The following is a 22,836-nucleotide window of genomic DNA, read 5'->3' on the forward strand; positions in this document are numbered from 1 at the left end:
CACCGTTGCCGGCCAAGGACGTTCACATGAACTCTCCTCGAAACGATGAATCGCACTTCTTCAAGCGGCTCACGTGAAGGGCCCCTTCCTGGTGTTCGCTCTCAGTCGCTCACGGTTTGAGCACCAGGGTGTCGCTGGTGCTCTTTTCGACCGCCTTCGACGAGAAGGACCAGTCGAGCAGTTCGCCCTTGGCCCACTTGCCGGTCTGGTCGGTGTAGTGGGCGCTGAAGGCGTGCCCGGAGGCACCGGTGAGGTTGATCCACTTCGACTTGTCGAAGTCCTCCAGGTTGACCACCATGCGCATCGACGGCACCCAGACGACGCCGTAGCCGCCGGCCGCGTTCCAGCCGGTCGCGTCGACCGCCGCCTCGCCGCCGCCGAGCTGCCAGGGGCCACGGTTGAGGATGTACTGCAGGAAGCCGGGGCCGCTGGTGCCGAGGGTCTGGTTCTTCAGGAACAGGCGGTGCAGCCGACCCCAGCTCCAGGTGTCGATGTCCTTGCCGAGCTTCGCGGTGAGCTCCCAGCGCGCGTCGATCATGGCGCGCTTGAACAGGTCGTCGCGGTTGTGGTCGGCGCCTTCGCGGCCGGTGGCCGACTTGGGCGTGGTCCACCAGTCGCTGTCCGGCTTGTCCATGAGGTTGCGCACGACCTGGAACCAGCGGTCGCCGCCGTCCGGCTGCGCCTGGTCGGCGTCGCGCTGGCCGCACTCGCGGACCTTCGCGGTGTCGTCGACGGCGTTGGTGGCGTTCGCCGGGTCGACCCACAGGCACTGGCCCTCGACGCGCAGTTCCTTGGGCAGCTTGTTGCCGAAGGCGAGCTTGAGGATGTTGCGCCAGACGGCGTTGAAGTAGGCGGCGGCAGCCGAGTCGGCGTCCTGCGTGCGCTCCCAGTTCTGGAGCAGTTCCTGCGCCTCACGGACGTCCGGGTCGTCGATGTTGATCTTCAACAGAGTGGGGACGAGCAGCTTGGCGATCTCGCTGCTGTTGTCCATCTGCATCTGCCGCATGTCGTCGGTGGAGATCTTGCCGCCGCCCTTGATCTTCTGTTCGATCAGGTCGGTGATGCGCTGGCTGCGGGTGCCGTAGCCCCAGTCCGTGGTGAGCGTGTACGGGTACGTGTCGTCGACCACGGCCTGGTTGGCGGTGACGATGAAGCCGCGCTTCGGGTTGAGCTCGTTGGGCAGTGCCTTGAAGTCGATGTAGCCGGTCCAGGCGTTCTTGGAGTCCCAGCCCGCCACCGGGACCGAGCCGTCGTCGCCCTTCGCGCGCGTGGGGATCTTTCCGGGCAGCTGGTAGCCGATGTTGTCCTCGGTGTCCGCGTAGATCAGGTTCTGCGAGGGCACGTCGAACAGCTTGGCCGCGTCACGGAAGTCGTCCCAGTCCTTGGCCCGGTCCATCGCGAAGACGGCGTCCATGGTGGTGCCGGGCTCCAGCGCGGTCCACTTCAGGGCGACGCCGTAGCCGTCGCCGCGGTCGGGTGCCGCATTGTCGACGCCGGCCTTCTGGCCGACCTTGACGAGTTCCTTGCTGCGGTCGGACAGCAGGGGCATGCCGTCCTCGGTCTGGCGGACGACGATCTTCTTCGCGCTGCCGCCGGCGACCTTGATGGTCTCCGTGCGCGTCTCGAAGGGCTTGGTCTTGCCGTCGTAGAGGTAGCCGTCGCCGGAGAGCTTCTCCAGGTAGAGGTCGGTGACGTCGACGCCGGAGTTGGTCATGCCCCAGGCGACGTTCGCGTTGTGCCCGATGATCACACCGGGCATGCCGGCAAAGGTGTAGCCGGAGACGTCGTACTGGCACTTGCTGGAGACGGTGCGGCAGTGCAGGCCCATCTGGTACCAGACCGACGGCAGTGAGGCCGACAGGTGCGGGTCGTTCGCCAGCAGCGGCTCGCCGGTGATGGTGTGGTCGCCGGAGACGACCCAGGAGTTGGAGCCGATGCCGTTGCCGTTCACGCCGACGGCCGTGGGCAGGTCGTCCAGGACGTCGTAGAGGCCCTCCAGCTGGCCCTGCAGGCCCGTGCTGTCCGCGGAGGCCCCGGTGGCGGTCCCGGAGCCGCTCGTCGAGCTGCCGGTACCCGTGGAGCCGCTGCTGGAGGTGTCGCCGGAGCCGCTGTTCGTGCCGCTGCCGTCGCTGTCCTCGAACGCCTCGCTGAGCTCGTTGTACTCGCCCTGCTGGACGATCGTGTTGGACTTGCCGTCGACCTTGTACGGGTACTCCGGGTACAGGTCGGCGATCTGCTGCGGGCCGAGGCGGCTCGTCATCAGGGCGCGGTCGATCTCGTCCTGCATGTTGCCGCGCAGGTCCCAGGCCATCGCCTTCAGCCAGGAGATCGAGTCGACCGGGGTCCACTCGGTCGGCTTGTAGTCGTTGGCGAAGCCCAGCGCCGCGTACTCCAGGGAGATGTCCGCGCCGTCCTTGCCCTTGAGGTAGGCGTTGACTCCCTTGGCGTACGCCTGGAGGTACTTCTTGGTGGAGTCCGACAGCGTGGTGTCGTACTCCTTCTTGGCGATCCGGTCCCAGCCCAGGGTGCGCAGGAACTCGTCGTTGTCGACCTGGCTCTTGCCGAACATCTCCGACAGGCGGCCGGACGTCATGTGGCGGCGCACGTCCATCTCGTAGAACCGGTCCTGCGCCTGGACGTAGCCCTGCGCCATGAACAGGTCCTCGTCGGAGGACGCGTAGATCTGCGGGATGCCGTAGCCGTCCCGCTTCACGTCCACGGGCCCGGACAGGCCGTCGAGCGTGATCGAACCCTTGGTCTGCGGGAAGGAGGCACGAACCGTACTGATGGACCAGTAGGCGCCGAAAGCGATGCCGCCGATGACGGCCAGCACCAGTACGAGCACGATAAGACGGGCTTTTCGCCCCTTCTTCCTGCCGGACTTGCCGGGCTTGTCACCCGTTGTGGCGGTGGTGTTGGGGGGCATCGCTGTCCTTGCTGTCCTAACGCGAGCGGCAGGCGGTCCTGGAGTGCTGGAGCAACCATAGGCGCAGGGGTCTGCGCCACTTGACGCGGAGTCGGGTACCAGCACGGAAGGATGTTCGATCTTGCCTCTTCGAGCGTCAAGAAATCGTCAAGAGTTAGGTAAGGTAATGAAGTAGTTGGGCCTCGGGGCGGACAGCTTCGTGTCCCATGTACGTGTGCGCCCGCGCGCGATTCGTGCGCGCCAGGGAAGGGAACCGCCGCTGACTGTCCACCACCTCAACCAGCTCCTGCTCGTCTGCTCGCTCGTCCTGCTCGTCGCCGTCGCAGCGGTACGCATCTCCTCGCGCAGCGGGCTCCCCAGCCTGCTCGTGTACCTCGGCATCGGCGTCCTCATGGGCCAGGACGGCATCGGCGACATCCGCTTCGACAACGCCGAGCTGACCCAGGTCATCGGCTATGCGGCCCTGGTCGTGATCCTCGCCGAGGGCGGTCTGGGCACGAAGTGGAAGGAGATCCAGCCGGCCCTTCCGGCCGCCTCCGCGCTGGCGCTCGCCGGCGTCGCGGTGAGCGTGGGCGTCACCGCGGCCGGTGCGCACTATGTGACCGGGCTGGAATGGCGGCAGGCCCTCATCATCGGCGCGGTGGTGTCCTCCACGGACGCGGCGGCGGTGTTCTCCGTCCTGCGCCGCATTCCGCTCCCCGCGCGCGTGACGGGCACGCTGGAGGCCGAGTCCGGCTTCAACGACGCCCCCGTGGTCATCCTGGTGGTGGCGTTCTCCCAGACCGGCCCGGTCGAGCACTGGTACGTATTGGTGGGCGAGATAGCCCTGGAGCTGGCCATCGGCGCGGCTGTGGGACTCACCGTGGGCTGGCTCGGCTCCTGGGGTCTCAGGCATGTCGCGCTGCCCGCCTCCGGCCTCTACCCGATCGCGGTGATGGCGATCGCGGTCACGGCCTACGCGGCCGGCGCCCTGGCGCACGGCAGCGGCTTCCTCGGCGTCTACCTCGCCTCGATGGTCATGGGCAACGCGAAGCTGCCGCACTGGCCGGCCACGCGCGGGTTCGCCGACGGTCTCGGCTGGATCGCGCAGATCGGCATGTTCGTCCTGCTCGGCCTGCTCGTCTCGCCGCACGAACTGGGCGACGACGTGTGGCCTGCTCTCGTCATCGGCCTGGTGCTCACGATGGTGGCGCGCCCGCTGAGCGTAGTGCTGTGCCTGACGCCGTTCCGGGTGCCCTGGCAGGAGCAGACCCTGATGTCGTGGGCGGGGCTGCGCGGCGCCGTCCCCATCATTCTGGCGACCATCCCCATGGTCAGCGGCATCGAGGCCAGCCGTCGCATCTTCAACATCGTGTTCGTCCTGGTCGTCGTCTACACCCTGGTGCAGGGGCCGACGCTGCCCTGGCTGGCCCGCAAGCTGCGCCTGGGCGAGGACTCCGAGGCCGCCGACCTCGGCGTCGAGTCGGCGCCACTGGAGCGGCTGCGCGGGCACCTGCTCTCGGTCGCGATCCCCGAGGGGTCGAAGATGCACGGCGTCGAGGTCAATGAGCTGCGGCTGCCCGCAGGGGCCGCCGTCACGCTCGTCGTCCGCGAAGGAAAATCGTTCGTTCCGCTGCCGACGACCGTGCTGCGGCAGGGCGACGAACTCCTCGTCGTCGCCACCGACCCCGTCCGGGACGCCGCCGAGAAGCGCCTGCGCGCCGTGGGACACGGAGGCAAGCTGGCCGGCTGGCTGGGCACGGGCGGCGGCCGCTGAGGGCACGTCCCGCGCCGCGTACGGTCAGGTCCACGAACCATTAAGGGCAGGTTTCGGAGTGCTCACTCTCACAGGCCATGAGCACGCCACGCCCGGTACGATGAACCCGCACCTTGATCGAACCAACTCTGCCTGACGCAGAGCTGGCGCGACCGTATGGCGGCCGGGACGCCTCCCTCACAGGCCCGGTATCTACCGCAGTAGCGCAAGAGGACAGCTCTCGGCGCCCCTCGCCCGCACAGTGGGGTCGCGCTACCAGGCGGCAGAAAGGCACGGGCCGTGGCATCCACGGTCTCCATCGGATACGGCCGGCTGCTGCGCACGCGCGGCGCGTGGACGTTCCTGCTCCCCGGTTTCGCGGCACGCCAGCCGTTCGCGATGCTCACCATCTCCATCGTGCTCCTCGTGCAGCACACCACCGGCTCGTACGGCGTGGCAGGTGCCGCCGCCGCGGTCACCGGTGTCTCCATGGCCGTGTTCGCGCCGTACGGCGGGCGACTCGCCGACCGCTACGGACAGCGCACGGTGCTCGTCCCCGGCGTCCTCGTGCACGGATTCTCCGCTCTGACACTGACGGCACTCGCCCTGGCCGACGCGCCCTTGTGGGCGCTGTTCGCCGCGGCCGTGCCCACGGGTGCCTCGGTGCCGCAGATCGGGCCCATGGTGCGGGCCCGCTGGGGCGTGAAGCTGAAGGGGTCGCCGCTGATGAGCACCGCGGCGGCCTTCGAGTCCGTCACGGACGAGCTGACCTTCGTCGTCGGCCCGCTGCTGGCGACGGCCCTGTGCACCGCGGTGAACCCGGCCGCCGGGCTGGTCGCCGAGGCCTCGCTGACCCTGATCGGCGGTCTGCTGTTCGCCGCGCAGAAGAGCACTCAGCCGCAGACCGCCACCGCCCACGCGCGCGTGGAGCACGCCTCGGCGCTGCGCATCCCCGGTGTCCGTGTGCTGGTCGTGGCCTTCCTGGGCATCGGTTCGGTCTTCGGCGGCATGCAGGTCTCCCTGGCCGCGTTCACCGAGTCGATCGGCGAGCCCGGCCTCAACGGGGTCCTGTACGGGACGTTCGCCGCCGGCAACATGCTTTCCGGCCTGGTCTGCGGCGCCATCGCCTGGAAGACCGCCCCGCAGCACCGTCTGGTCGTCGGATACGTCGCCCTGGCCCTGACGGCCTCCGGCCTGTGGGCCGCGCACTCGGCGCTCCTGCTGGCGGGCCTGGGCCTGCTGGTCGGCATGTGCATCGCGCCCGCGCTGATCACCGGCTACACGCTGGTCGAGAGCCTGGTGCCGGCCCAGGCGCGCACCGAGGCGTTCACGTGGCTGACGGGCGCGGTCGCGCTCGGGCAGGCGGCCGCCGTGACAGTCGCCGGCCAGCTGGAGGACCACTTCTGGGGAGGCGCCGGATTCCTGGTGCCGCTGGGCGGCACGCTGCTCGCCCTGGTCACGCTGCTGGCGCTGCGATCGCGGCTGGTGGCGCACCCCAGGGGCCGTACCGTGGCACGTGGCGTCGGTCACCGCGTGCCGCTGACAGTGGACTGATCCTCAGGAATACGTCACTATGGACCGTCGTTAGCACTCACTGAGTGAGAGTGCCAGGAGGAAGACAGTGCCGACCTACCAGTACCAGTGCACCGAGTGCGGCGAGGGCCTCGAGGCGGTGCAGAAGTTCACCGACGACGCCCTGACCGAGTGCCCCAACTGCGGTGGCCGCCTCAAGAAGGTGTTCTCCGCGGTCGGCATCGTCTTCAAGGGCTCCGGCTTCTACCGCAATGACAGCCGCGGCTCCTCGTCGAGCAGCTCGCCGGCCTCGTCAAAGCCGTCGACGTCCTCGTCGTCCTCCACGGACTCCTCGTCCTCTTCTTCTTCGTCTTCGTCGTCCTCCTCGGACTCGAAGTCGAGCTCCGGCACCTCGGCGGGCACCTCCGCCGCGTAGGACCTCCTTCTGAGGACCCGGTCGTCGTACGACGACCGGGTCCTCGGTGTTTCCGCGGTCGGGAGCTGACCGTGTTCGATTCCGGCTACTGTGCTGGTCATGGCGAACGCAGAGATCGGCGTCATCGGCGGCTCGGGCTTCTACTCGTTCCTCGACGACGTCACCGAGATCCAGGTGGACACCCCCTACGGGGCGCCCAGCGACTCCCTCTTCCTCGGTGAGATCGCCGGCCGGCGGGTCGCCTTCCTGCCCCGGCACGGGCGGGGTCACCATCTGCCGCCCCACCGGATCAACTACCGGGCCAACCTGTGGGCGCTGCGGTCGGTGGGGGCACGCCAGATCCTGGGCCCGTGCGCGGTGGGCGGGCTGCGCCCCGAGTACGGGCCGGGCACGCTGCTGGTGCCCGATCAGTTGGTCGACCGTACGAAATCCCGGGTGGGGACCTACTTCGACGGGCTGCCGCTGCCCGACGGCACGGTGCCCAACGTGGTGCATGTGTCGCTGGCCGACCCCTACTGCCCGACCGGGCGCGCGGCCGCTCTGAAGGCGGCGCGCGGGCGGGAGTGGGAGCCGGTGGACGGCGGGGCTCTGGTCGTGATCGAGGGGCCGCGGTTCTCGACACGTGCCGAGTCGTTGTGGCACCAGGCACAGGGCTGGTCGGTTGTCGGCATGACAGGCCACCCCGAGGCGGCGCTCGCCCGCGAACTGGAGCTGTGCTACACGTCGTTGACCCTGGTCACCGACCTGGACGCGGGCGCGGAGTCCGGTGAGGGCGTATCGCACGAAGAGGTGCTGACCGTGTTCGCGGCGAACGTGGACCGCCTCCGGGGCGTGCTCTTCGACGCGGTGGCCGCGCTGCCGCCGAACGAGGAGCGAGACTGTGCCTGCGGGAAGGCGCTGGGCGGGATGGATCCGGGCTTCGAGCTGCCGTAGCGGAACTCGTCGTTCGGGTGACGGAGTTTTCCACAATCCGTGGATGATCCACCGGCTCCGGCGGGTGGCGGCGTGAGCGGGCATCGTGGCCTGGCTAGCCGTTCCCTCGCCGCAGGTGGTGATCCCGTTGTCCCCCTTTTCCCCTTCGCCTTCCGCCTCCTCCGCTTCGTCTCCTGCCCACCCGGTGCCTCCGCCGTACGAGGTGCCGCAGTTCGCTCCCGTGCGGGTCAAAGGCGGGTGGTGTCTGCTGCACCGGCTCGTACGGAACCGGCAGCGTGCCGTGGCACTGGGTCTCGCCGTCACGGCAGCCGCGCTCGTGGCGGCGGGACCCAGGGGCGGTGAGCCGGCTCCGGCGCGCGGGCATCCGGACCGCGACACATCCGCCGCCCGCGCCCGCTCCTCATCGGGCGAACCCGTCCGCAAGCGACCCTCGAGCGGGCAGGTGAAGGTGACGGCGCCGGTGCGGATCGCCGACGCGGCGACCGTCCGGCTGCTGCAGCCCGGTGACCGGGTCGACGTCATCGCCGTACCCGCAGACGGCCCCACGGCGGTGGGCGGAGAGGCGCGGGTGGTTGCGCGTGGGGCGCTGGTGACGAAGGTGCCCGAAGCCGTGGACCCGTCCTCGGTCACCGGTGACGGTGACGGAGGAGCGCTGGTCGTGCTGTCGGTGTCCCGCTCCATCGCGACGCGTCTGGCGGGCGCGGGCGGATCGTCCCGGCTGGCGGTGACCTTGTGGTGAAGAAGGAGTCAAGTCCTTCGTTGGAGCTACCGGATGGGGCACGCGTGGCCCAGGGTGACGTAGGTTGCGGAGCTGTTCGTTCCACAACTTGTGTCACCTCGTGTGCCACAAAGCGTCCATACAAGGGGAGTTCCCGCGGTGAGCAAGAAGAACAATCCGAGCATCTGGCACGGCTTCAAGGCCTTCCTGATGCGAGGGAACGTCGTCGATCTCGCCGTGGCGGTGGTGATCGGCGCGGCCTTCACGAACATCGTGAACTCGGTGGTGAAGGGCATCATCAACCCGCTGGTCGGCGCGATCGGGACGAAGAGCCTGGACAGCTACAGCTCCTGCCTGGAAGAGCCGTGCAAGGTCGCGGCGGACGGGACGGTCACAAGCGGCGTGCCGATCCTGTGGGGCACCGTCCTCGGCGCGGCGCTGAACTTCGTGATCACCGCGGCGGTGGTCTACTTCCTGATGGTGCTGCCGATGGCGAAGTACCTGGCCCGGGTGGAAGCCCGCAGGAAGGCGCGCGAGGGCACTCAGGAGATCATCGAGGTGACCGAGCTGGAGGTGCTGAAGGAGATCCGCGACGTGATGGTGGCCCAGCGGGGTCCGGGGTCCGCCGGACGGTAGTCGCCGCCTACCGGAGGCTGTGCGGCGCCGTTCGGACGGTGCGCGGCATGGTTCAGAGGTGGTGGGGCGGCTTCTCGTCCAGGAAGCGCCTGAGGTCGGCCGCGCTGTCGCCGGAAGAAACCGGACGCTCGCCCCAGCCGCCGTCGGTGTCGTCCGAGGACTGCTGGTCCAGCGGGTCGTCGAAGGACAGCGCTGCCTTCGGGTCGCGCGGCTCGGGGGCGGCGGGGGTGCTCATGCCTCCAGGGTACGTCTCCCCCGGCCAGGACTTTTCGGCGCACATCTGCTGTGCTGAGGCCCATGACGTCCAGTACTGCTCGCGATCAAGCGAGACCCCTGCGCAGACTCACCGCTCGGGGGCGAGGGGAGTCGCACCGGGTCGCCTCCCCGCTCGAACTCTTCTTCGACCTGTGTTTCGTGGTTGCCGTCGCCCAGGCGGGCGTGCAGTTGGTGCATGCGGTGGCCGAGTCCCATGCGGGGGAGGGCATCCTCAACTACGCGATGGTGTTCTTCGCCATCTGGTGGGCGTGGATGAACTTCACGTGGTTCGCGTCGGCGTACGACAACGACGACGTGCTGTACCGGGTGGTCACGCTGGTGCAGATCGCCGGGGTGCTGGTGCTAGCGGCGGGAATCTCGCGGGCGTTCGAGGACCACGAGTTCGCGGTCGTCTTGCTGGGCTACGTGATCATGAGGTTCGCGCTGAGCTGGCAGTGGCTGCGCGTCGCGTGGTCGGCCGAAGGCCCGGAGCGGACGATGGCGCTGCGGTACGCCGGGGGCGTGCTGCTGTGCCAGGTGGGCTGGGTGGGGCTGGTGGTCCTGCCGGAGGGCGGCAGGACCTGGCTGTTCCTGGTGATGGCAGTGCTCGAGATGTGCGTGCCGGTGTACGCGGAGAAGGACCATCCGACGACCTGGCATCCGCACCACATCGCGGAGCGGTTCGGACTGTTCACGATCATCGTGCTGGGCGAGACGATCGCGGCGGCGACGGTCGCCGTGAAGTCGGCCGTCGCCGAGAACGACGCGCTGGGCGAGCTGCTGCCGATCGCGGTGGGCGGTCTGCTGATCGTCTTCGCCGCGTGGTGGATCTACTTCGTGGTGCCGATCCACGGGCATCTGCGGTCCAACCAGCAGTCGTTCGTGTGGGGCTACGGTCACTACTTCGTGTTCGCCTCTGCCGCGGCGATCGGTGCGGGCCTGGAGGTGGCGGTGGAGCAGGCGGTCGGCAAGGTGCATCTGTCGACGCTCGCCGCGTCGGCGGCGGTGACGCTGCCGACGGCGTTGTATCTGCTGACGGTCTGGTTGCTGCACGCCCGTTTCTTCAAGGTGGGCCTGGCCCAGCAGTTGGTGCTGCCTGGCTCCGCGCTGCTGGTGATCTGCTGCACCTTCGTCGGCGACTGGGCGGTCCTCGCGGCCGGTCTGGTGGCGGCGCTGACGGTGGCGACGGGGACGACGCTGACGGCACGCGCGGCCGCGCGGGAGAGCGCGGCAGGCGCCGGGGACGGAGCGGGATAGCCGTACCGGCGCCGGGGCTGGGCGAGACTGGCTGCCATGACAGTTGACGCTCTGACGGATATTGCGGGCGTGCGGGTGGGGCATGCCACCCGGGCCGGCGACGGTTGGCTCACGGGCACCACGGTCGTGCTCGCGCCGGAGGGCGGCGCCGTGGCCGCCGTGGACGTGCGCGGGGGTGGTCCCGGCACCAAGGAGACCGACGCCCTCGATCCGCGCAATGTGGTGCAGCGGGTGGACGCGGTCGTGCTGACGGGCGGCAGCGCCTACGGGCTGGACGCGTCGTCCGGGGTGATGGCCTGGCTGGAGGAGCGGGGGCGCGGGGTGCCCGTGGGGGTGGACCCCGCGCACGTGGTGCCGGTGGTGCCCGCCGCCTGCGTCTTCGATCTGGGGCGAGGCGGTGACTTCCGGGCCCGGCCGGGTGCGGAGCTCGGGCGGGCCGCGGTCGAGGCGGCCGCGGCGAGCGCGCCGGGGGCGCCGGTGCCGGAGGGGGGTGTGGGGGCCGGGACGGGGGCGGCGGTCGGGCCGATGAAGGGTGGGATCGGCAGTGCGAGTGTCGTCCTCGGCTCGGGGATCACGGTGGCGGCGCTGGTGGTGGCCAACGCGGTGGGGTCGGTGACGGATCCGGAGACGGGGGTGCTGTACGGGGAGTTGTTCCAGGGGCGGGTGGAGTATCCCGAGGCGCGTGTGCATGAGCTGGCGCGCCAGAGGCTCGCGGAGAGCGCCGCGCGGAACGCCCCTCCCCCGCTGAACACGACGCTCGCGGTGGTCGCCACCGACGCGGAGCTGACGAAGGCGCAGGCGCAGAAGCTGGCGGGTACGGCGCACGACGGGATCGCGCGCGCGGTGCGTCCGGTGCATCTGCTGCACGACGGCGACACCGTGTTCACCCTGGCCACGGGCGCCCGTCCACTGGCCCCCGCGCATCCCCTGGCGCTGAACGGGATCCTCGCGGCGGGCGCCGATGTGGTGACGCGGGCGATCGTGCGGGCCGTGCGGGCCGCCGGGTCGGTGGCGGGGCCGGGTGGGGCCTGGCCGTCGTACACGGAGCTGTACGGGGGCTGAGGAGCCGGCGGTGGGGTGATTGTCTTGGTTCTGTCACGTCCTCGCGTTCATTGGGCCAAGGAGGGAACCCCGGCGGATGCCGGGGCCCTCCTTTCTCACGTACTGGAGCGGATCACGCACATCACATGAAGCTGGAGCAGCCCGTGACAACGGCGGACATAGCAGCGCGGCGCGTACTGGGAGCCTGTGCCGTCCTGGTGGCCGGCGCCCTGACCCTGACCGCCTGTGGGGGAAGCGCCGACGCCAAGAGCGGTGACGACGGCAAGGGCGGCAAGGGGACCTCACCCAAGACGTCCACCGCGAAGATCGTCATCTCGGCCAAGGACGGCTCGACGGGCGCGTCCATCAACACGACCGGGGTGAAGGTCAATGACGGGCGGCTGACCGAGGTGAAGATGACGGTGGCCGGTACGGCGCAGGCCGTCGCGGGCGCGCTGTCGGCCGACGGCAGCAGCTGGAAGCCGAAGGAGCAGCTGGAGCGCGGGACGAAGTACGAGATCTCGGCGACCGCCAAGGACGGGAGCGGCAAGGTCGCCGCCGCCAACTCGATCTTCACCACGGTCACTTCGGCGAGCAGTTTCATCGGGACGTACACGCCGGACGACGGGACGACGGTCGGGGTGGGGATGCCGGTGTCGTTCACGTTCGACAAGGTGATCAGCGACAAGAAGGCCGTGCAGTCGCACATCACGGTGACGTCGAGCAGTGGGCAGCAGGTGGCGGGGCACTGGTTCGGGGCGCAGCGGCTCGACTTCCGGCCCGAGGAGTACTGGAAGGCCGGCTCCAAGGTCACGATGAAGATCGACCTGGACGGGGTCGAGGGCGCGAACGGCGTCTACGGGGTGCAGAAGAAGACGGTCAGTTTCGAGATCGGCCGTTCGCAGGTGTCCACGGTGGACGTGAACACGGAGATGATGACGGTCGTGCGGGACGGGCAGGTCCTGCGGAAGGTGCCGATCTCCTCGGGCAGCCCTCAGCACACCACGTACAACGGCCAGATGGTGATCTCGGAGAAGTTCACGCAGACGCGGATGAACAGCCAGACCGTCGGTCTGGGCGGGGAGTACGACATCCCGGACGTGCCGCATGCGATGCGGCTGACGACGTCGGGGACGTTCATCCACGGCAACTACTGGTACGACAGGGGGAACCCGCCGTTCGGCCGGGTGGGTACGAGCCACGGGTGTGTGGGGCTCGCGGATGTGCAGGGCGCGCAGGGCGACACGACGGCGAAGTGGTTCTACGACAACTCGCTGATCGGGGATGTCGTGATCGTGAAGAACTCGCCGGACAAGACGGTGGCGCCGGACAACGGGCTCAACGGCTGGAACATGTCGTGGGCCGAGTGGACCGCGGGGAGCGCGGCCTGAGCAGGGTGAAGCGGATGCCGGTGTTCCGGGGCAACAGGCCTCCCACCGGCGGTTTCTGAGGGATCGTGGGACCGCGCGGGAACTTTTCGCGCGGTCCGCGCGTTTTCCCCGACGTAGGTTTCTCGGTTCCCGGACATGATGTCGGACCGAGGGGCTACGGTATGCACCCACAAGGTGACATGCAGCAACGCCGGGAGAAACCTTGAGCGTTCCGTACGAGACTGCAGCGTACGAACCAGCCGAGTCGCCCGAGTCTCCGGAGGAGCATCTCGCGCGGCTGCTAGGTCGTGCCCTGAACTCGTTCGAGCTGCCGGACGACGTCCTTCGGCGGCTCGACTGCGCGCTGGCGCACGACAGCTCGCTGCACTCCGCGCATCACAGCGCGGGTCTGCACCGTGAGACCTACCGGCACACCTGGCTGCTGGCCGACGGGTGTGCGCTGACGCTGTGGGAGCTGGTGCACAACGCCACTCCGGGCAGCGAACCGCAGCATGAGGTGTACGTCGACGAGGAGGAGTTGCGGACGGCGACCGCGCGGTTGCCGTTGCCGCCGGACGAGCCGGATTTCGAGCTGCCGGTGCTGGCGCCGCTGGAGCCGGTGTCCGCGCCGCGGCATGTGTATGTGCCGGACGACTCGGCGGACCATGCGCGCCGGCTGCTGCGGCGCGCGGAGAACGCCGACCGGCCGGGTGCGGACACGGCCGAGCTGTTGAGGTCGGCGTTCGCGCATCAGATCACGCAGGCGTTCGGGCGGCCGTGCCGGGCGGGCCGGGTCGGTCTGGGGTTCTCGCTGTACGAGCACGCGTTCCTGTTGCGTGACGGGCGGGAGATCTCCCTGTGGGAGGTGGAGCACACGGCGACGCCGGACGGGCGGCACATGTGCGAGGTGTACGAGTCGGAGGCCGAGGCGCGGGAGGCGATGGAGCGCCGGGCGGCGCAGGTCTCCTGACGTCCGAACCGTCCGCCGGCCGCCGACAGCAGGCAGAAAAGGCAGTAGGCGGTAGGCAGTAGGCGCTGACCGGTAGGCAGTGGGCAGAAATCGAGCGGCCGGTCGCGGCCCCGTTGTGCGGGGCCGCGACCGGCCGTCGGTGCAGGTGGCGTGGGGCCTGTGGGTCAGGCCGCGACCGGCTGCTTGGGTTCCGTCGCGGTGGCGGTGGCGTCGCCGCGGGTGGCCGGGGTGGGCATGCTGCCGGGTGCCGGCTTGCGCAGGCCCTTGAGGACGACGACCAGGGCCGTGGTGACGCAGACACCCGCCGCGATGGCGATCAGGTAGAGGAACGGGTTGCCGATCAGCGGGACCACGAAGATGCCGCCGTGCGGGGCCCGCAGGGTGGCGCCGAAGGCCATCGACAGGGCGCCGGTGACCGCGCCGCCCACCATCGAGGAGGGGATCACGCGCAGCGGGTCGGCCGCGGCGAACGGGATCGCGCCCTCGGAGATGAAGGAGGCGCCGAGGACCCAGGCGGCCTTGCCGTTCTCGCGTTCGGTCTCGGTGAAGAGCTTGCCGCGCACGGTCGTGGCCAGGGCCATCGCGAGCGGCGGGACCATGCCGGCCGCCATGACCGCGGCCATGATCTTCATGGCGGAGTCGCTGGGGCTGGCGACGGCGATGCCGGCGGTGGCGAAGGTGTACGCGACCTTGTTGACGGGGCCGCCGAGGTCGAAGCACATCATCAGGCCGAGGAGGGCGCCGAGGAGGACGGCGTTGGTGCCGGTGAGGCTGTTGAGGCCGTCGGTGAGGGCTTTCTGGGCGGAGGCGATGGGCTTGCCGATGACGACGAACATCAGGAATCCGACGATCGCCGAGGAGATCAGCGGGATCACCACGACGGGCATGATGCCGCGGACCGCCGGCGGGATCTTCACCTTCTGGATCGACAGCACCACACCACCGGCGATCAGACCGGCGGCGAGGCCGCCGAGGAAGCCCGCGTTGATGGTGACGGAGATCGCGCCGCCGACGAAGCCGGGCACGAGTCCGGGCCGGTCCGCCATGCCGTAGGCGATGTAGCCGGCGAGGACGGGGACCAGGAAGCCGAAGGAGACGACGCCGATCTGGAAGAGCAGGGCGGCCCAGCTGTCGCTCTGGGTCCACACGAAGTGGTCCATGACCGACGGCGCCTTGTTGATCTTGTATCCGCCGATCGCGAAGCCGAGGGCGATGAGCAGACCGCCGGCCGCGACGAACGGGACCATGTAGGAGACGCCCGACATCAGCCACTTGCGGAGCTTGGTGCCGTAGCCCTCGGAGGAGTCGCCCGCGCGTTCCACCGGCGTGCCGGGCGCGGCGGCGGCGGTGGCCTCGCCGCGTTCCGCCTTGCCGCGCACCTCGGTGATCAGCTCGGCGGGGCGGTTGATGCCCGCCTTCACGCCGACGTCGACGGTGGGCTTCCCGGCGAAGCGGTCCTTCTCGCGGACGGGGACGTCGTGGGCGAAGATCACGCCGTCGGCTGCGGCGATGACGGCCGGGTCGAGCCGGGTGAAGCCCGCCGAGCCCTGGGTCTCGACGGTGACCTCGACGCCCGCCTCGCGGCCCGCGTTCTCCAGGGACTCGGCGGCCATGTAGGTGTGGGCGATGCCGGTGGGGCAGGAGGTGACGGCGACGATCCGGAAGGGGCGCGCCGCGGGCTCGGGGGTGGTGGCCGTGTCGGTGTCGGCGGAGGCCGCCGCCGACACCGACACGGAGTTCTCGGCGGAGCCCACGGAGGCACCCGCGGCCTCGGTCCCACCCTCACCCTCACCCTCACCCTCGGCACCGGTGCCGGTGCCGGCGGCCGGGGCTTCCTCGCCGCGGATCAGGGCCGCCGCGGCCGCCGGGTCGCCGACCGCCCGCAGGGCGTCGGTGAACTCGGCGTTCATCAGCTGGCGGGCGAGGGACGACAGGATCGTGAGGTGGGCGTCGTCGGCGCCGGCGGGGGCGGCGATCAGGAAGATCAGGTCGGCGGGGCCGTCGGCGGCGCCGAAGTCGATGCCGGCGGCGCTGCGGCCGAAGGCGAGGGTCGGCTCGGTGACGTGCTCGCTGCGGCAGTGCGGGATGCCGATGCCGCCGTCGAGGCCGGTGGGCATCTGGGCCTCACGGGCGGCCACGTCGGCGAGGAAGCCGTCCAGGTCGGTCACCCGGCCCTGGGTCACCATGCGTGCGGCGAGGGACCGCGCCGCGGCTTCCTTGGTGTCGGCGGACAGGTCGAGGTCGACCAGGTCCGCGGTGATCATGTCGCTCATCGCGGGCTCCTTCGCACGCGTATCGCCCGGGACGTGGGGTGGGCGCGGGTGAGGGTGGGGACGGGAGTGGGGGTGGGGTGGGGAGAGGGAAGGCGGGCGGCGCGTAACAGGAGGGTCGTCATGACGCCGGCTCCTTCAGTTCGCGGTCCACCGGCACGTCCGCGGTGACCGTCACCGCCGCCGGGTCCAGGTCGCCCGGGGTCGGCATGACGCTGCCGGGCAGCTGTACGGCCGCCGCGCCGTGGGCGACGGCGGAGGCGAGCGCCGCCGGGCCGCGGCCGCCGGCGATGAGGAACCCGGCGAGGGAGGAGTCGCCGGCGCCGACGTTGCTGCGGACGACGTCGACGCGGGCGCTCGCGAACCAGGTGCCCGCGTCCTCCACGAGGAGCTGTCCGTCGGCGCCGAGGCTGGCGAGGACGGTACGGGCGCCCATCTCGCGCAGTTCCTCGGCCGCCTTCACCGCGTCGCCCACCGTGGCCAGGGGGCGGCCGACGGCCTCGGCGAGTTCCTCGGCGTTCGGCTTGACCACGTCGGGCCGCTCGCGCAGCGCTTCGAGGAGGGCGCGTCCGGAGGTGTCCAGGGCGATCCGCGCGCCGCCGGCGTGCGCCCGGGCGACGACCTCGGCGTACCAGGAGGGCGCGAGGCCGCGCGGCAGGCTGCCGCAGCAGGCGATCCAGTCGGCGTCGCGCGACTGCTCGCGGACGGTCTCCAGGAGCAGTTCCTGTTCGTCCGGGGAGAGCTCGGGGCCGGGCGCGTTGATCTTCGTCAGGACGCCGTCGGACTCGGCGAGCGCGATGTTGGAGCGGGTGGCTCCGGCGACCGGCACGGGGGCGACCTCGATGCCCTGGGCGTCGAGGAGCTCGGCGACGAGTGCGCCGGGCGCGCCGCCGAGGGGCAGCACGGCGACCGTGCGGCGGCCGGCGGCGGCGACCGCGCGGGAGACGTTGACGCCCTTGCCGCCGGGGTCCATCCGCTCGCCGGTGGCGCGGATGACCTCGCCGCGGTCGAGGGAGGGCACCTCGTAGGTGCGGTCCAGGGAGGGGTTGGGGGTGACCGTGAGGATCACGCCGCCGGGGGTCATGGGGGTGCCGCTCATGCTCGTACTACTTCCGTACCGCCGCGCTCGATGGCGGCCGCGTCGTCGTCGCTCAGCCCGCTGTCGGTGATCAGCAGGTCCACGTCGCTCAGGTCGCCGAAGCGGGCGAAGTGCTCCTGGCCGTGCTTGGCGGAGTCGGCGAGCAGGACGACCCGGCGCGCCGCGGCGACGGCGGCCCGCTTGACCGCGGCCTCGGCGAGGTCGGGGGTGGTCAGTCCGTGCTCGGTGGAGAAACCGTTGGCCGCCACAAAAAGTACATCAGCCCGGATTTCGCCGTAGGCGCGGAGCGCCCAGGCGTCCACGGCGGCGCGCGTACGGTGCCGTACGCGCCCCCCGACGAGATGGAGCTGCATACCGGGGTGGTCCGCGAGGCGGGCCGCGATGGGCAGGCTGTGGGTGACGACGGTGAGCTCGGCCTCCAGCGGGAGCGCGGCCGCGAGGCGGGCGACCGTGGTGCCGGCGTCGAGGATCATCGTGCCCTCGGAGGGCAGTTCCGACAGGGCCGCCTTGGCGATGCGGTCCTTCTCGTCGGTGGAGGTGCCCTCGCGTTCGGCGAGGTCCGGTTCGAAGTCGAGGCGTCCGGCCGGTATGGCACCGCCGTGGACCCGGCGCACCAGGCCGGCGCGGTCGAGGGCCTTCAGGTCACGGCGGATCGTCTCCGCCGTCACCTGGAACTCCTCGGCCAGCGACAGGACGTCCACCCGGCCGCCCTCACGGGCGAGCCGCAGGATCTCCTGCTGCCGCTCCGGTGCGTACATGTCCGCTCGCTTCCGATTGCTTCCGATTACTTCCGGATCATGCCCGAACTTGTGGTTTCGCTGCGAGGCTACGCCCGGATTTCCGGAAAGTAAACAGGTTCGGGCCTGATTCGGGCATGAACGGACTTCCGGATCAACAGGCGGATCAAACAGGTGACCCACTAGGCCAGGTTCCGTCCTACTTCTGCGGCATGCTCGGACGCATGACGACGGACACTCCGGCACGGCTGCTGCAGTTGCTCTCCCTCCTCCAGACGCCCCGCGAGTGGCCCGGCGGTGAGCTGTCCCGGCGGCTCGGGGTGTCCCGGCGTACCGTGCGGCGGGACATCGACCGGCTGCGTGAGCTGGGGTATCCGGTGCAGGCCAGCAAGGGCGCGGACGGCGGATACCGGCTGGTCGCGGGCAAGGCGATGCCGCCGCTGCTGCTGGACGACGAGGAGGCCGTGGCGATCGCGGTCGGGCTGCGGGCGGGCGCCGGGCACGCGGTGGAGGGAGTGGACGAGGCGTCCGTGCGGGCCCTGGCCAAGCTGGAGCAGGTGCTGCCCGCCCGGCTGCGCCGCCGCGTCACCACGCTCCAGGCCGCGACCACCCCGCTGACCAGCGGGGACGGAGCGACCATCGCACCGGAGACACTGACCGTGATGGCGTCCACGGTCGCCGGGCAGGAGCGGCTGCGGTTCGCCTACCGGGCGAAGGACGGCACCGCGTCGCGGCGGCTGACCGAGCCGTACCGGCTGGTGTCGACGGGGCGGCGCTGGTACCTCGTGGCGTACGACGTCGACCGGGCCGGCTGGCGGACGTTCCGGGCGGACCGGGTGAGCAAACCGTTCGCGACCGGGGCGCGGTTCACGCCCCGGGAACTGCCGGAGGGGGACGCGGCGGAGTATCTGCGGCGGTCCTTGCAGGGGCAGGCGCACGAGTACACGTTCGAGGTGGTCTTCGAGGAGCCGCCGGAGGCCGTCGCGGCGCGGCTGCCCGCGTGGATGGGCCGGCCGGTGGAGGACGGGGCGGGCGGGAGCCTGCTGCGGGGGACGACCGCCGATCCGGTGGAGTGGCTGGCGCTGCGGCTGGCGATGTCGGGGTGCGAGTTCTCGGTGCGGGAGCCCCGGGAACTGGTCGAGTGCGTACGGGAGTTGGGGGCGCGGCTGGGGCGGGCGGGGGGCGCGGGGGGCGCGGGGGGCGCGCGTTGAGTCAGGTGCGCTCCGGCTCCCAGGCGAACTCCCGCAGTGCCTCCAGGTTGCGCAGCGCCAGGGCCGCCGGGCCGTCCGGGGCGGTGGCGGGGGTGTCGCTCGCGGCCCAGCTCTGTACGGCGACACGGACCGCGGCGCTCATGACGGCGGCGCCGAAACGCAGGTGCGGCGTGACACCGGCGTTCCCGGCACCGCCCCGCTCACCATCGTCTGTGAGCCGGGCCGCCAGGACGCCCGCCAGTGACTCCTCCGACGCCTGGCAGACCTCCGCCCAGACCTTCCCGAGGGCGGGCACCGACCCCGCCAGGCGGATCAGGGTGCGGACCCATTCCCAGGAGGCGGCCGAGACGCCCCGGCCCGGGACGAGGGTGTGGTGGACGGCGTGGGCGAGGGCGTCGGGGAGCGGAAGGGCGGGCGGGGCCTCGCGGACCGCGTCCACCCAGCGCTGGGCGCCGGCCGCGTAGAGGGGGGCGACGGCCTCTTCCTTGGTGGCGAAGTAGCGGTAGAAGGTGCGCGGGGCGATGCCGGCGGCCTGGGCGATGTCCTCGGCGCGGGTGGCCTTGAGGCCGTGGGCGACGAAGAGGCCCGCCGCGGCCCTGGCGATCTCCATCCGGGTCGCCGCCTTGCGCCGCTCGGTCAGGGAGGCCGTGGCGGGGGTGGAGCTGGTCACGTTCGGCAGGCTATGCCCATGTGACACAATCTGCCATCCGGGCGGGCCACCCCGTGGTTCAGGTACGGGGTGACCCGCCCACCCGGCTGTCGTACGAGGGAATCCGCACGCGCGGACAAGGGCGAGCCGGGCCCCGGCGCCCGGGGGAAGGCGCCGAAGCCCGGCTCGGGGAAAGTCCCGGCGCCGGGGGGATGGTGCGTCGGGACGTGGTCCTAGGGAAGCGGGACGGGGTCGCTCGCAGGTCTCGAACTCCCGTGCCCTGAAGTCTTGTTCCCCGGTCCCCGGCGTTGAAGCGGCGTTGTATCGCCATGTTCGCGCGGGGCGGCACCACCCGGCGCACGCGGGCGGAACCCGCGCGCCCCGGAGGTGCCGAGGATCCGAAGGGAAGCCTCGGCCCGTCTAGGCCGCTGCCTCGAACCCGGTGTCGCGGGCCAGCTTCTTCAGCTCCAGCAGGGCGTGCTTCTCGATCTGGCGGATGCGTTCGCGGGTCAGGCCGTGCTCCTTGCCGACCTCGGTGAGGGTGCGCTCCCGGCCGTCCTCGATGCCGTACCGCATCTTGATGATGGAGGCGGTGCGCGGGTCGAGGCGGTCGATGAGGCCGTCGAGTTCCTCGCTGCGCAGCAGCGTGAGGACCGACTGCTCGGGCGACACCGCCGAGGTGTCCTCCAGGAGGTCGCCGAACTGGGTCTCGCCCTCGTCGTCCACCGACATGTTCAGGGACACCGGGTCGCGGGCCCAGTCCAGGACGTCCGTCACGCGCTCGGGGGTGGAGCCGAGCTCCGCGGCGATCTCCTGGGGCTCGGGCTCGCGGCCGTGCTCGCGGTTGAACTCGCGCTGGACGCGGCGGATCCGGCCGAGCTCCTCCACCAGGTGGACGGGCAGGCGGATCGTGCGCGACTGGTCGGCGATCGAACGGGTGATGGCCTGGCGGATCCACCAGGTGGCGTACGTCGAGAACTTGAAGCCCTTGCGGTAGTCGAACTTCTCGACCGCGCGGACCAGTCCGGCGTTGCCCTCCTGGATCAGGTCGAGCAGGGGCAGACCGCTGCGCGGGTAGCGGCGGGCGACGGCGACGACCAGACGGAGGTTGGAGCGGATGAAGACGTCCTTGGCGCGCTCGCTCGCGTCGACCAGGGCCTCCAGTTCCTCACGGGTGGCGTCCGCGCGGGACTCCTCGTACCCGTCGAGGACCTGTCGCGCGAACACACCCGCCTCGATGATCTGGGACAGCTCGACTTCCTTGGCGGCGTCGAGCAGCGGTGTGCGCGCGATCTCGTCGAGGTACATGCCGACCAGGTCGCGGTCGGCGATCTCGCCGCCATGGGCGCGAACACTGCTTGCCGCGCCGGTCCGGCCACTGGCGGACTGACGACGGGCGACGGCACGGGTTGCCATGCGTGCTCCCTTGCGATGGTGGGGTCAGCGGGTGGTCCTTGGACACCGGGCACTCGGTCGGTGTCCCGGGACTCGCTTCGGGACTCTGCTCGTGTGCCCTGCATCCGATGGAAACAACGACTGGAATCAGGACAGAATTCCCACCGCGCACCCCGGATTTTCTGATCATGCAGTACCCTGTCCGGCCATTGGCGGGCCACACGGGGAGAAGCGATGGCGTCCGAGCACGCAGAGGTGCAGGTCAGGCCGGGAGCCGAAGGGGACCTCGCGGCCCTCACCGACCTCTACAACCACTACGTTCGTGAGACGCCGATCACGTTCGATACCGCGGTCTTCACTCCGGAAGAGCGCCGTCCTTGGCTGCTCTCCCACCCTGAAGACGGCCCGCACCGGCTGAAGGTTGCCGTGGACGCGGACTCACAGGAGATTCTCGGGTACGCCACATCCAGCGCTTACAGGCCGAAGGCCGCCTACTCGACCTCGGTGGAGGTGACCGTCTACGTGGCCCCGCACGCCGGGGGCCGCGGGATCGGCACGCTCCTCTACGAGGCGCTCTTCGAGGCGCTCGCCGGGGAGGATCTGCACCGGGCGTACGCGGGGATCGCGCAGCCGAACGAAGCGTCCACGCGGCTGCACGAACGCTTCGGTTTCCGGCATGTGGGCACCTACCGCGAGGTGGGCCGCAAGTTCGGCCGCTACTGGGACGTGGCCTGGTACGAGAAGGAACTCAAGGGCCCCTAGCCGACAGCCGACAGGATCCTCAGCCGAACTGCACCGACCGCTTCGCCAGCCCCATCCAGAACCCGTCGATCACCGACTTCTGCGCGTCCAGCTCACCGGAGACCTCGGCGGCGCCCATGGTCACGAAGAGCGGGGCGAAGTGCTCGGTGCGGGGGTGGGCGTAGCGCCCGGCCGGGGCCTTGTGGAGGAAGTCCAGCAGGGAGTCCCAGTCGCGGGCCTCCATGGCGCGCCGGCCCCAGTCGTCGAACTCCACCGACCAGGAGGGGATGCCGCCCTGCCGCAGGGCGGCGAGGTTGTGGGTGAAGAAGCCGGAGCCGACGATCAGGACGCCCTCGTCGCGCAGGGGGGCGAGTCTGCGGCCGATCTCCATGAGGCGGACGGGGTCCAGGGTCGGCATGGAGACCTGGAGGACGGGGATGTCGGCGGCCGGGAACATCTCGACGAGCGGGACGTACGCGCCGTGGTCGAGGCCGCGGTCCGGGATGTCCTGGACGGGTATCCCGGGGGCTCGCAGCAGCTTGCGCACGCTCTCGGCGAGCTCCGGTGCGCCGGGTGCGCCGTACTGCACCTGGTAGTAATGCTCGGGGAAGCCCCAGAAGTCGTAGACCAGGGGTACGGGCTCGACGGCGCCGAGGGCGAGGGGGGCCTCTTCCCAGTGGGCGGAGATCATCAGGATCGCCTTGGGGCGGGGCAGGCCCGCGGACCAGGCGGCGAGTTCACCCGGCCAGATCGGGTCGTCCGCGAGCGGCGGCGCGCCATGACTGAGGTACAGGGCGGGCATGCGTTCCTGAGTGGCGGCGGACATGACGGCGGCTCCCTCCGGTTCCCGGTCGGCTCCCAGCCGGACCTTTGCTTGAAATCTAAAACGTCAACATCCAAGAGCATATTCCCAATTGATTTAAAATTCAAGGAGCGTGCGCTTAC

At 70.6% G+C, this 22,836-nt stretch carries 20 protein-coding genes; 12 read left to right on the forward strand and 8 right to left on the reverse strand.

Annotated features, from left to right (window positions below):
- Positions 1-109 precede the first annotated feature (109 nt).
- Positions 110-2,926 carry a penicillin acylase family protein gene (locus tag ABZ490_RS47630; protein ID WP_359005650.1) on the reverse strand — a complete coding sequence of 939 codons (2,817 nt, stop codon included), beginning with the start codon at positions 2,924-2,926 and terminating at the stop codon, positions 110-112.
- 229 nt (positions 2,927-3,155) lie between these two features.
- Between ABZ490_RS47630 and ABZ490_RS47635 the strand changes: the two genes are divergently transcribed.
- From ABZ490_RS47635 to mscL, 6 genes are all read left to right on the forward strand, one after another.
- Complete coding sequence (locus ABZ490_RS47635) at positions 3,156-4,682, forward strand: potassium/proton antiporter (RefSeq protein ID WP_359005739.1); 1,527 nt, start codon at positions 3,156-3,158, stop codon at positions 4,680-4,682.
- Between the two features lie 279 nt (positions 4,683-4,961).
- Entirely contained in the window at positions 4,962-6,215 is a 1,254-nt protein-coding gene (locus ABZ490_RS47640; RefSeq protein ID WP_359005653.1) for an MFS transporter, read from the forward strand.
- Between the two features lie 67 nt (positions 6,216-6,282).
- Positions 6,283-6,609: an FmdB family zinc ribbon protein gene (locus ABZ490_RS47645; protein WP_359005656.1), complete on the forward strand. Its 327-nt coding sequence runs from the start codon at positions 6,283-6,285 to the stop codon at positions 6,607-6,609.
- A gap of 99 nt (positions 6,610-6,708) precedes the next feature.
- Positions 6,709-7,542, forward strand: a complete 834-nt coding sequence (locus tag ABZ490_RS47650; RefSeq protein ID WP_359005659.1) for an S-methyl-5'-thioadenosine phosphorylase — start codon at positions 6,709-6,711, stop codon at positions 7,540-7,542.
- Between the two features lie 184 nt (positions 7,543-7,726).
- Positions 7,727-8,281: a hypothetical protein gene (locus ABZ490_RS47655; protein ID WP_359005662.1), complete on the forward strand. Its 555-nt coding sequence runs from the start codon at positions 7,727-7,729 to the stop codon at positions 8,279-8,281.
- 138 nt (positions 8,282-8,419) lie between these two features.
- Positions 8,420-8,896: a large conductance mechanosensitive channel protein MscL gene (mscL, locus tag ABZ490_RS47660; RefSeq protein WP_359005665.1), complete on the forward strand. Its 477-nt coding sequence runs from the start codon at positions 8,420-8,422 to the stop codon at positions 8,894-8,896.
- Positions 8,897-8,948: 52 nt separating this feature from the next.
- Here mscL and ABZ490_RS47665 read toward each other — a convergent pair whose 3' ends face one another.
- A complete protein-coding gene (locus tag ABZ490_RS47665) occupies positions 8,949-9,131 on the reverse strand; it encodes a hypothetical protein (protein ID WP_359005668.1) in 183 nt (60 codons plus the stop codon).
- 62 nt (positions 9,132-9,193) lie between these two features.
- On the opposite strand from ABZ490_RS47665, the gene ABZ490_RS47670 reads away from it, so the two are divergent.
- The 4 genes from ABZ490_RS47670 (at position 9,194) to ABZ490_RS47685 (ending at position 13,789) form a co-directional block, all read left to right on the forward strand.
- Positions 9,194-10,408 carry a low temperature requirement protein A gene (locus ABZ490_RS47670; RefSeq protein WP_359005671.1) on the forward strand — a complete coding sequence of 405 codons (1,215 nt, stop codon included), beginning with the start codon at positions 9,194-9,196 and terminating at the stop codon, positions 10,406-10,408.
- 36 nt (positions 10,409-10,444) lie between these two features.
- Positions 10,445-11,470: a P1 family peptidase gene (locus tag ABZ490_RS47675; protein ID WP_359005674.1), complete on the forward strand. Its 1,026-nt coding sequence runs from the start codon at positions 10,445-10,447 to the stop codon at positions 11,468-11,470.
- Between the two features lie 143 nt (positions 11,471-11,613).
- Positions 11,614-12,840, forward strand: a complete 1,227-nt coding sequence (locus tag ABZ490_RS47680; RefSeq protein WP_359005742.1) for an Ig-like domain-containing protein — start codon at positions 11,614-11,616, stop codon at positions 12,838-12,840.
- 202 nt (positions 12,841-13,042) lie between these two features.
- Positions 13,043-13,789 (forward strand): DUF6227 family protein, encoded by a 747-nt coding sequence (locus ABZ490_RS47685; protein ID WP_359005677.1) that lies wholly within the window; start codon positions 13,043-13,045, stop codon positions 13,787-13,789.
- Between the two features lie 164 nt (positions 13,790-13,953).
- Here the strand turns inward: ABZ490_RS47685 and ABZ490_RS47690 are convergent, their stop codons facing one another.
- The 3 genes from ABZ490_RS47690 to ABZ490_RS47700 all read right to left on the reverse strand — a co-directional run bounded on the left by ABZ490_RS47690 (position 13,954) and on the right by ABZ490_RS47700 (position 17,916).
- A complete protein-coding gene (locus ABZ490_RS47690) occupies positions 13,954-16,062 on the reverse strand; it encodes a fructose-specific PTS transporter subunit EIIC (protein WP_359005680.1) in 2,109 nt (702 codons plus the stop codon).
- A gap of 118 nt (positions 16,063-16,180) precedes the next feature.
- Positions 16,181-17,128 (reverse strand): 1-phosphofructokinase, encoded by a 948-nt coding sequence (gene pfkB, locus ABZ490_RS47695; protein WP_359005745.1) that lies wholly within the window; start codon positions 17,126-17,128, stop codon positions 16,181-16,183.
- A gap of 26 nt (positions 17,129-17,154) precedes the next feature.
- Complete coding sequence (locus tag ABZ490_RS47700; protein WP_359005683.1) at positions 17,155-17,916, reverse strand: DeoR/GlpR family DNA-binding transcription regulator; 762 nt, start codon at positions 17,914-17,916, stop codon at positions 17,155-17,157.
- A gap of 203 nt (positions 17,917-18,119) precedes the next feature.
- Between ABZ490_RS47700 and ABZ490_RS47705 the strand changes: the two genes are divergently transcribed.
- Complete coding sequence (locus ABZ490_RS47705) at positions 18,120-19,106, forward strand: YafY family protein (RefSeq protein WP_359005686.1); 987 nt, start codon at positions 18,120-18,122, stop codon at positions 19,104-19,106.
- Position 19,107: 1 nt separating this feature from the next.
- On the opposite strand, the gene ABZ490_RS47710 is transcribed toward ABZ490_RS47705, so the two are convergent.
- Together ABZ490_RS47710 and ABZ490_RS47715 are read right to left on the reverse strand one after the other, a co-directional pair.
- A complete protein-coding gene (locus ABZ490_RS47710; protein ID WP_359005748.1) occupies positions 19,108-19,716 on the reverse strand; it encodes a TetR family transcriptional regulator in 609 nt (202 codons plus the stop codon).
- 459 nt (positions 19,717-20,175) lie between these two features.
- A complete protein-coding gene (locus ABZ490_RS47715; protein WP_359005689.1) occupies positions 20,176-21,171 on the reverse strand; it encodes a sigma-70 family RNA polymerase sigma factor in 996 nt (331 codons plus the stop codon).
- 213 nt (positions 21,172-21,384) lie between these two features.
- On the opposite strand from ABZ490_RS47715, the gene ABZ490_RS47720 reads away from it, so the two are divergent.
- Positions 21,385-21,912: an N-acetyltransferase family protein gene (locus ABZ490_RS47720; RefSeq protein WP_359005692.1), complete on the forward strand. Its 528-nt coding sequence runs from the start codon at positions 21,385-21,387 to the stop codon at positions 21,910-21,912.
- 19 nt (positions 21,913-21,931) lie between these two features.
- Here the strand turns inward: ABZ490_RS47720 and ABZ490_RS47725 are convergent, their stop codons facing one another.
- Positions 21,932-22,717 carry a class III extradiol ring-cleavage dioxygenase gene (locus tag ABZ490_RS47725; protein ID WP_359005695.1) on the reverse strand — a complete coding sequence of 262 codons (786 nt, stop codon included), beginning with the start codon at positions 22,715-22,717 and terminating at the stop codon, positions 21,932-21,934.
- Positions 22,718-22,836 lie beyond the last annotated feature (119 nt).

This window comes from Streptomyces sp. NPDC005811, from assembly GCF_040630405.1.
Taxonomy (GTDB): Bacteria; Actinomycetota; Actinomycetes; order Streptomycetales; family Streptomycetaceae; genus Streptomyces.

Coding starts and splice junctions, on each gene's coding strand:
- ABZ490_RS47665 (WP_359005668.1), bottom strand. CDS start 9,131: ATGAGCACCCCCGCCGCCCCCGAGCCGCGCGACCCGAAGGCAGCGCTG.
- ABZ490_RS47725 (WP_359005695.1), bottom strand. CDS start 22,717: ATGTCCGCCGCCACTCAGGAACGCATGCCCGCCCTGTACCTCAGTCAT.
- ABZ490_RS47670 (WP_359005671.1), top strand. CDS start 9,194: ATGACGTCCAGTACTGCTCGCGATCAAGCGAGACCCCTGCGCAGACTC.
- ABZ490_RS47650 (WP_359005659.1), top strand. CDS start 6,709: ATGGCGAACGCAGAGATCGGCGTCATCGGCGGCTCGGGCTTCTACTCG.
- ABZ490_RS47690 (WP_359005680.1), bottom strand. CDS start 16,062: ATGAGCGACATGATCACCGCGGACCTGGTCGACCTCGACCTGTCCGCC.
- ABZ490_RS47710 (WP_359005748.1), bottom strand. CDS start 19,716: ATGGAGATCGCCAGGGCCGCGGCGGGCCTCTTCGTCGCCCACGGCCTC.
- ABZ490_RS47675 (WP_359005674.1), top strand. CDS start 10,445: ATGACAGTTGACGCTCTGACGGATATTGCGGGCGTGCGGGTGGGGCAT.
- ABZ490_RS47715 (WP_359005689.1), bottom strand. CDS start 21,171: ATGGCAACCCGTGCCGTCGCCCGTCGTCAGTCCGCCAGTGGCCGGACC.
- ABZ490_RS47705 (WP_359005686.1), top strand. CDS start 18,120: ATGACGACGGACACTCCGGCACGGCTGCTGCAGTTGCTCTCCCTCCTC.
- ABZ490_RS47630 (WP_359005650.1), bottom strand. CDS start 2,926: ATGCCCCCCAACACCACCGCCACAACGGGTGACAAGCCCGGCAAGTCC.
- ABZ490_RS47700 (WP_359005683.1), bottom strand. CDS start 17,916: ATGTACGCACCGGAGCGGCAGCAGGAGATCCTGCGGCTCGCCCGTGAG.
- ABZ490_RS47720 (WP_359005692.1), top strand. CDS start 21,385: ATGGCGTCCGAGCACGCAGAGGTGCAGGTCAGGCCGGGAGCCGAAGGG.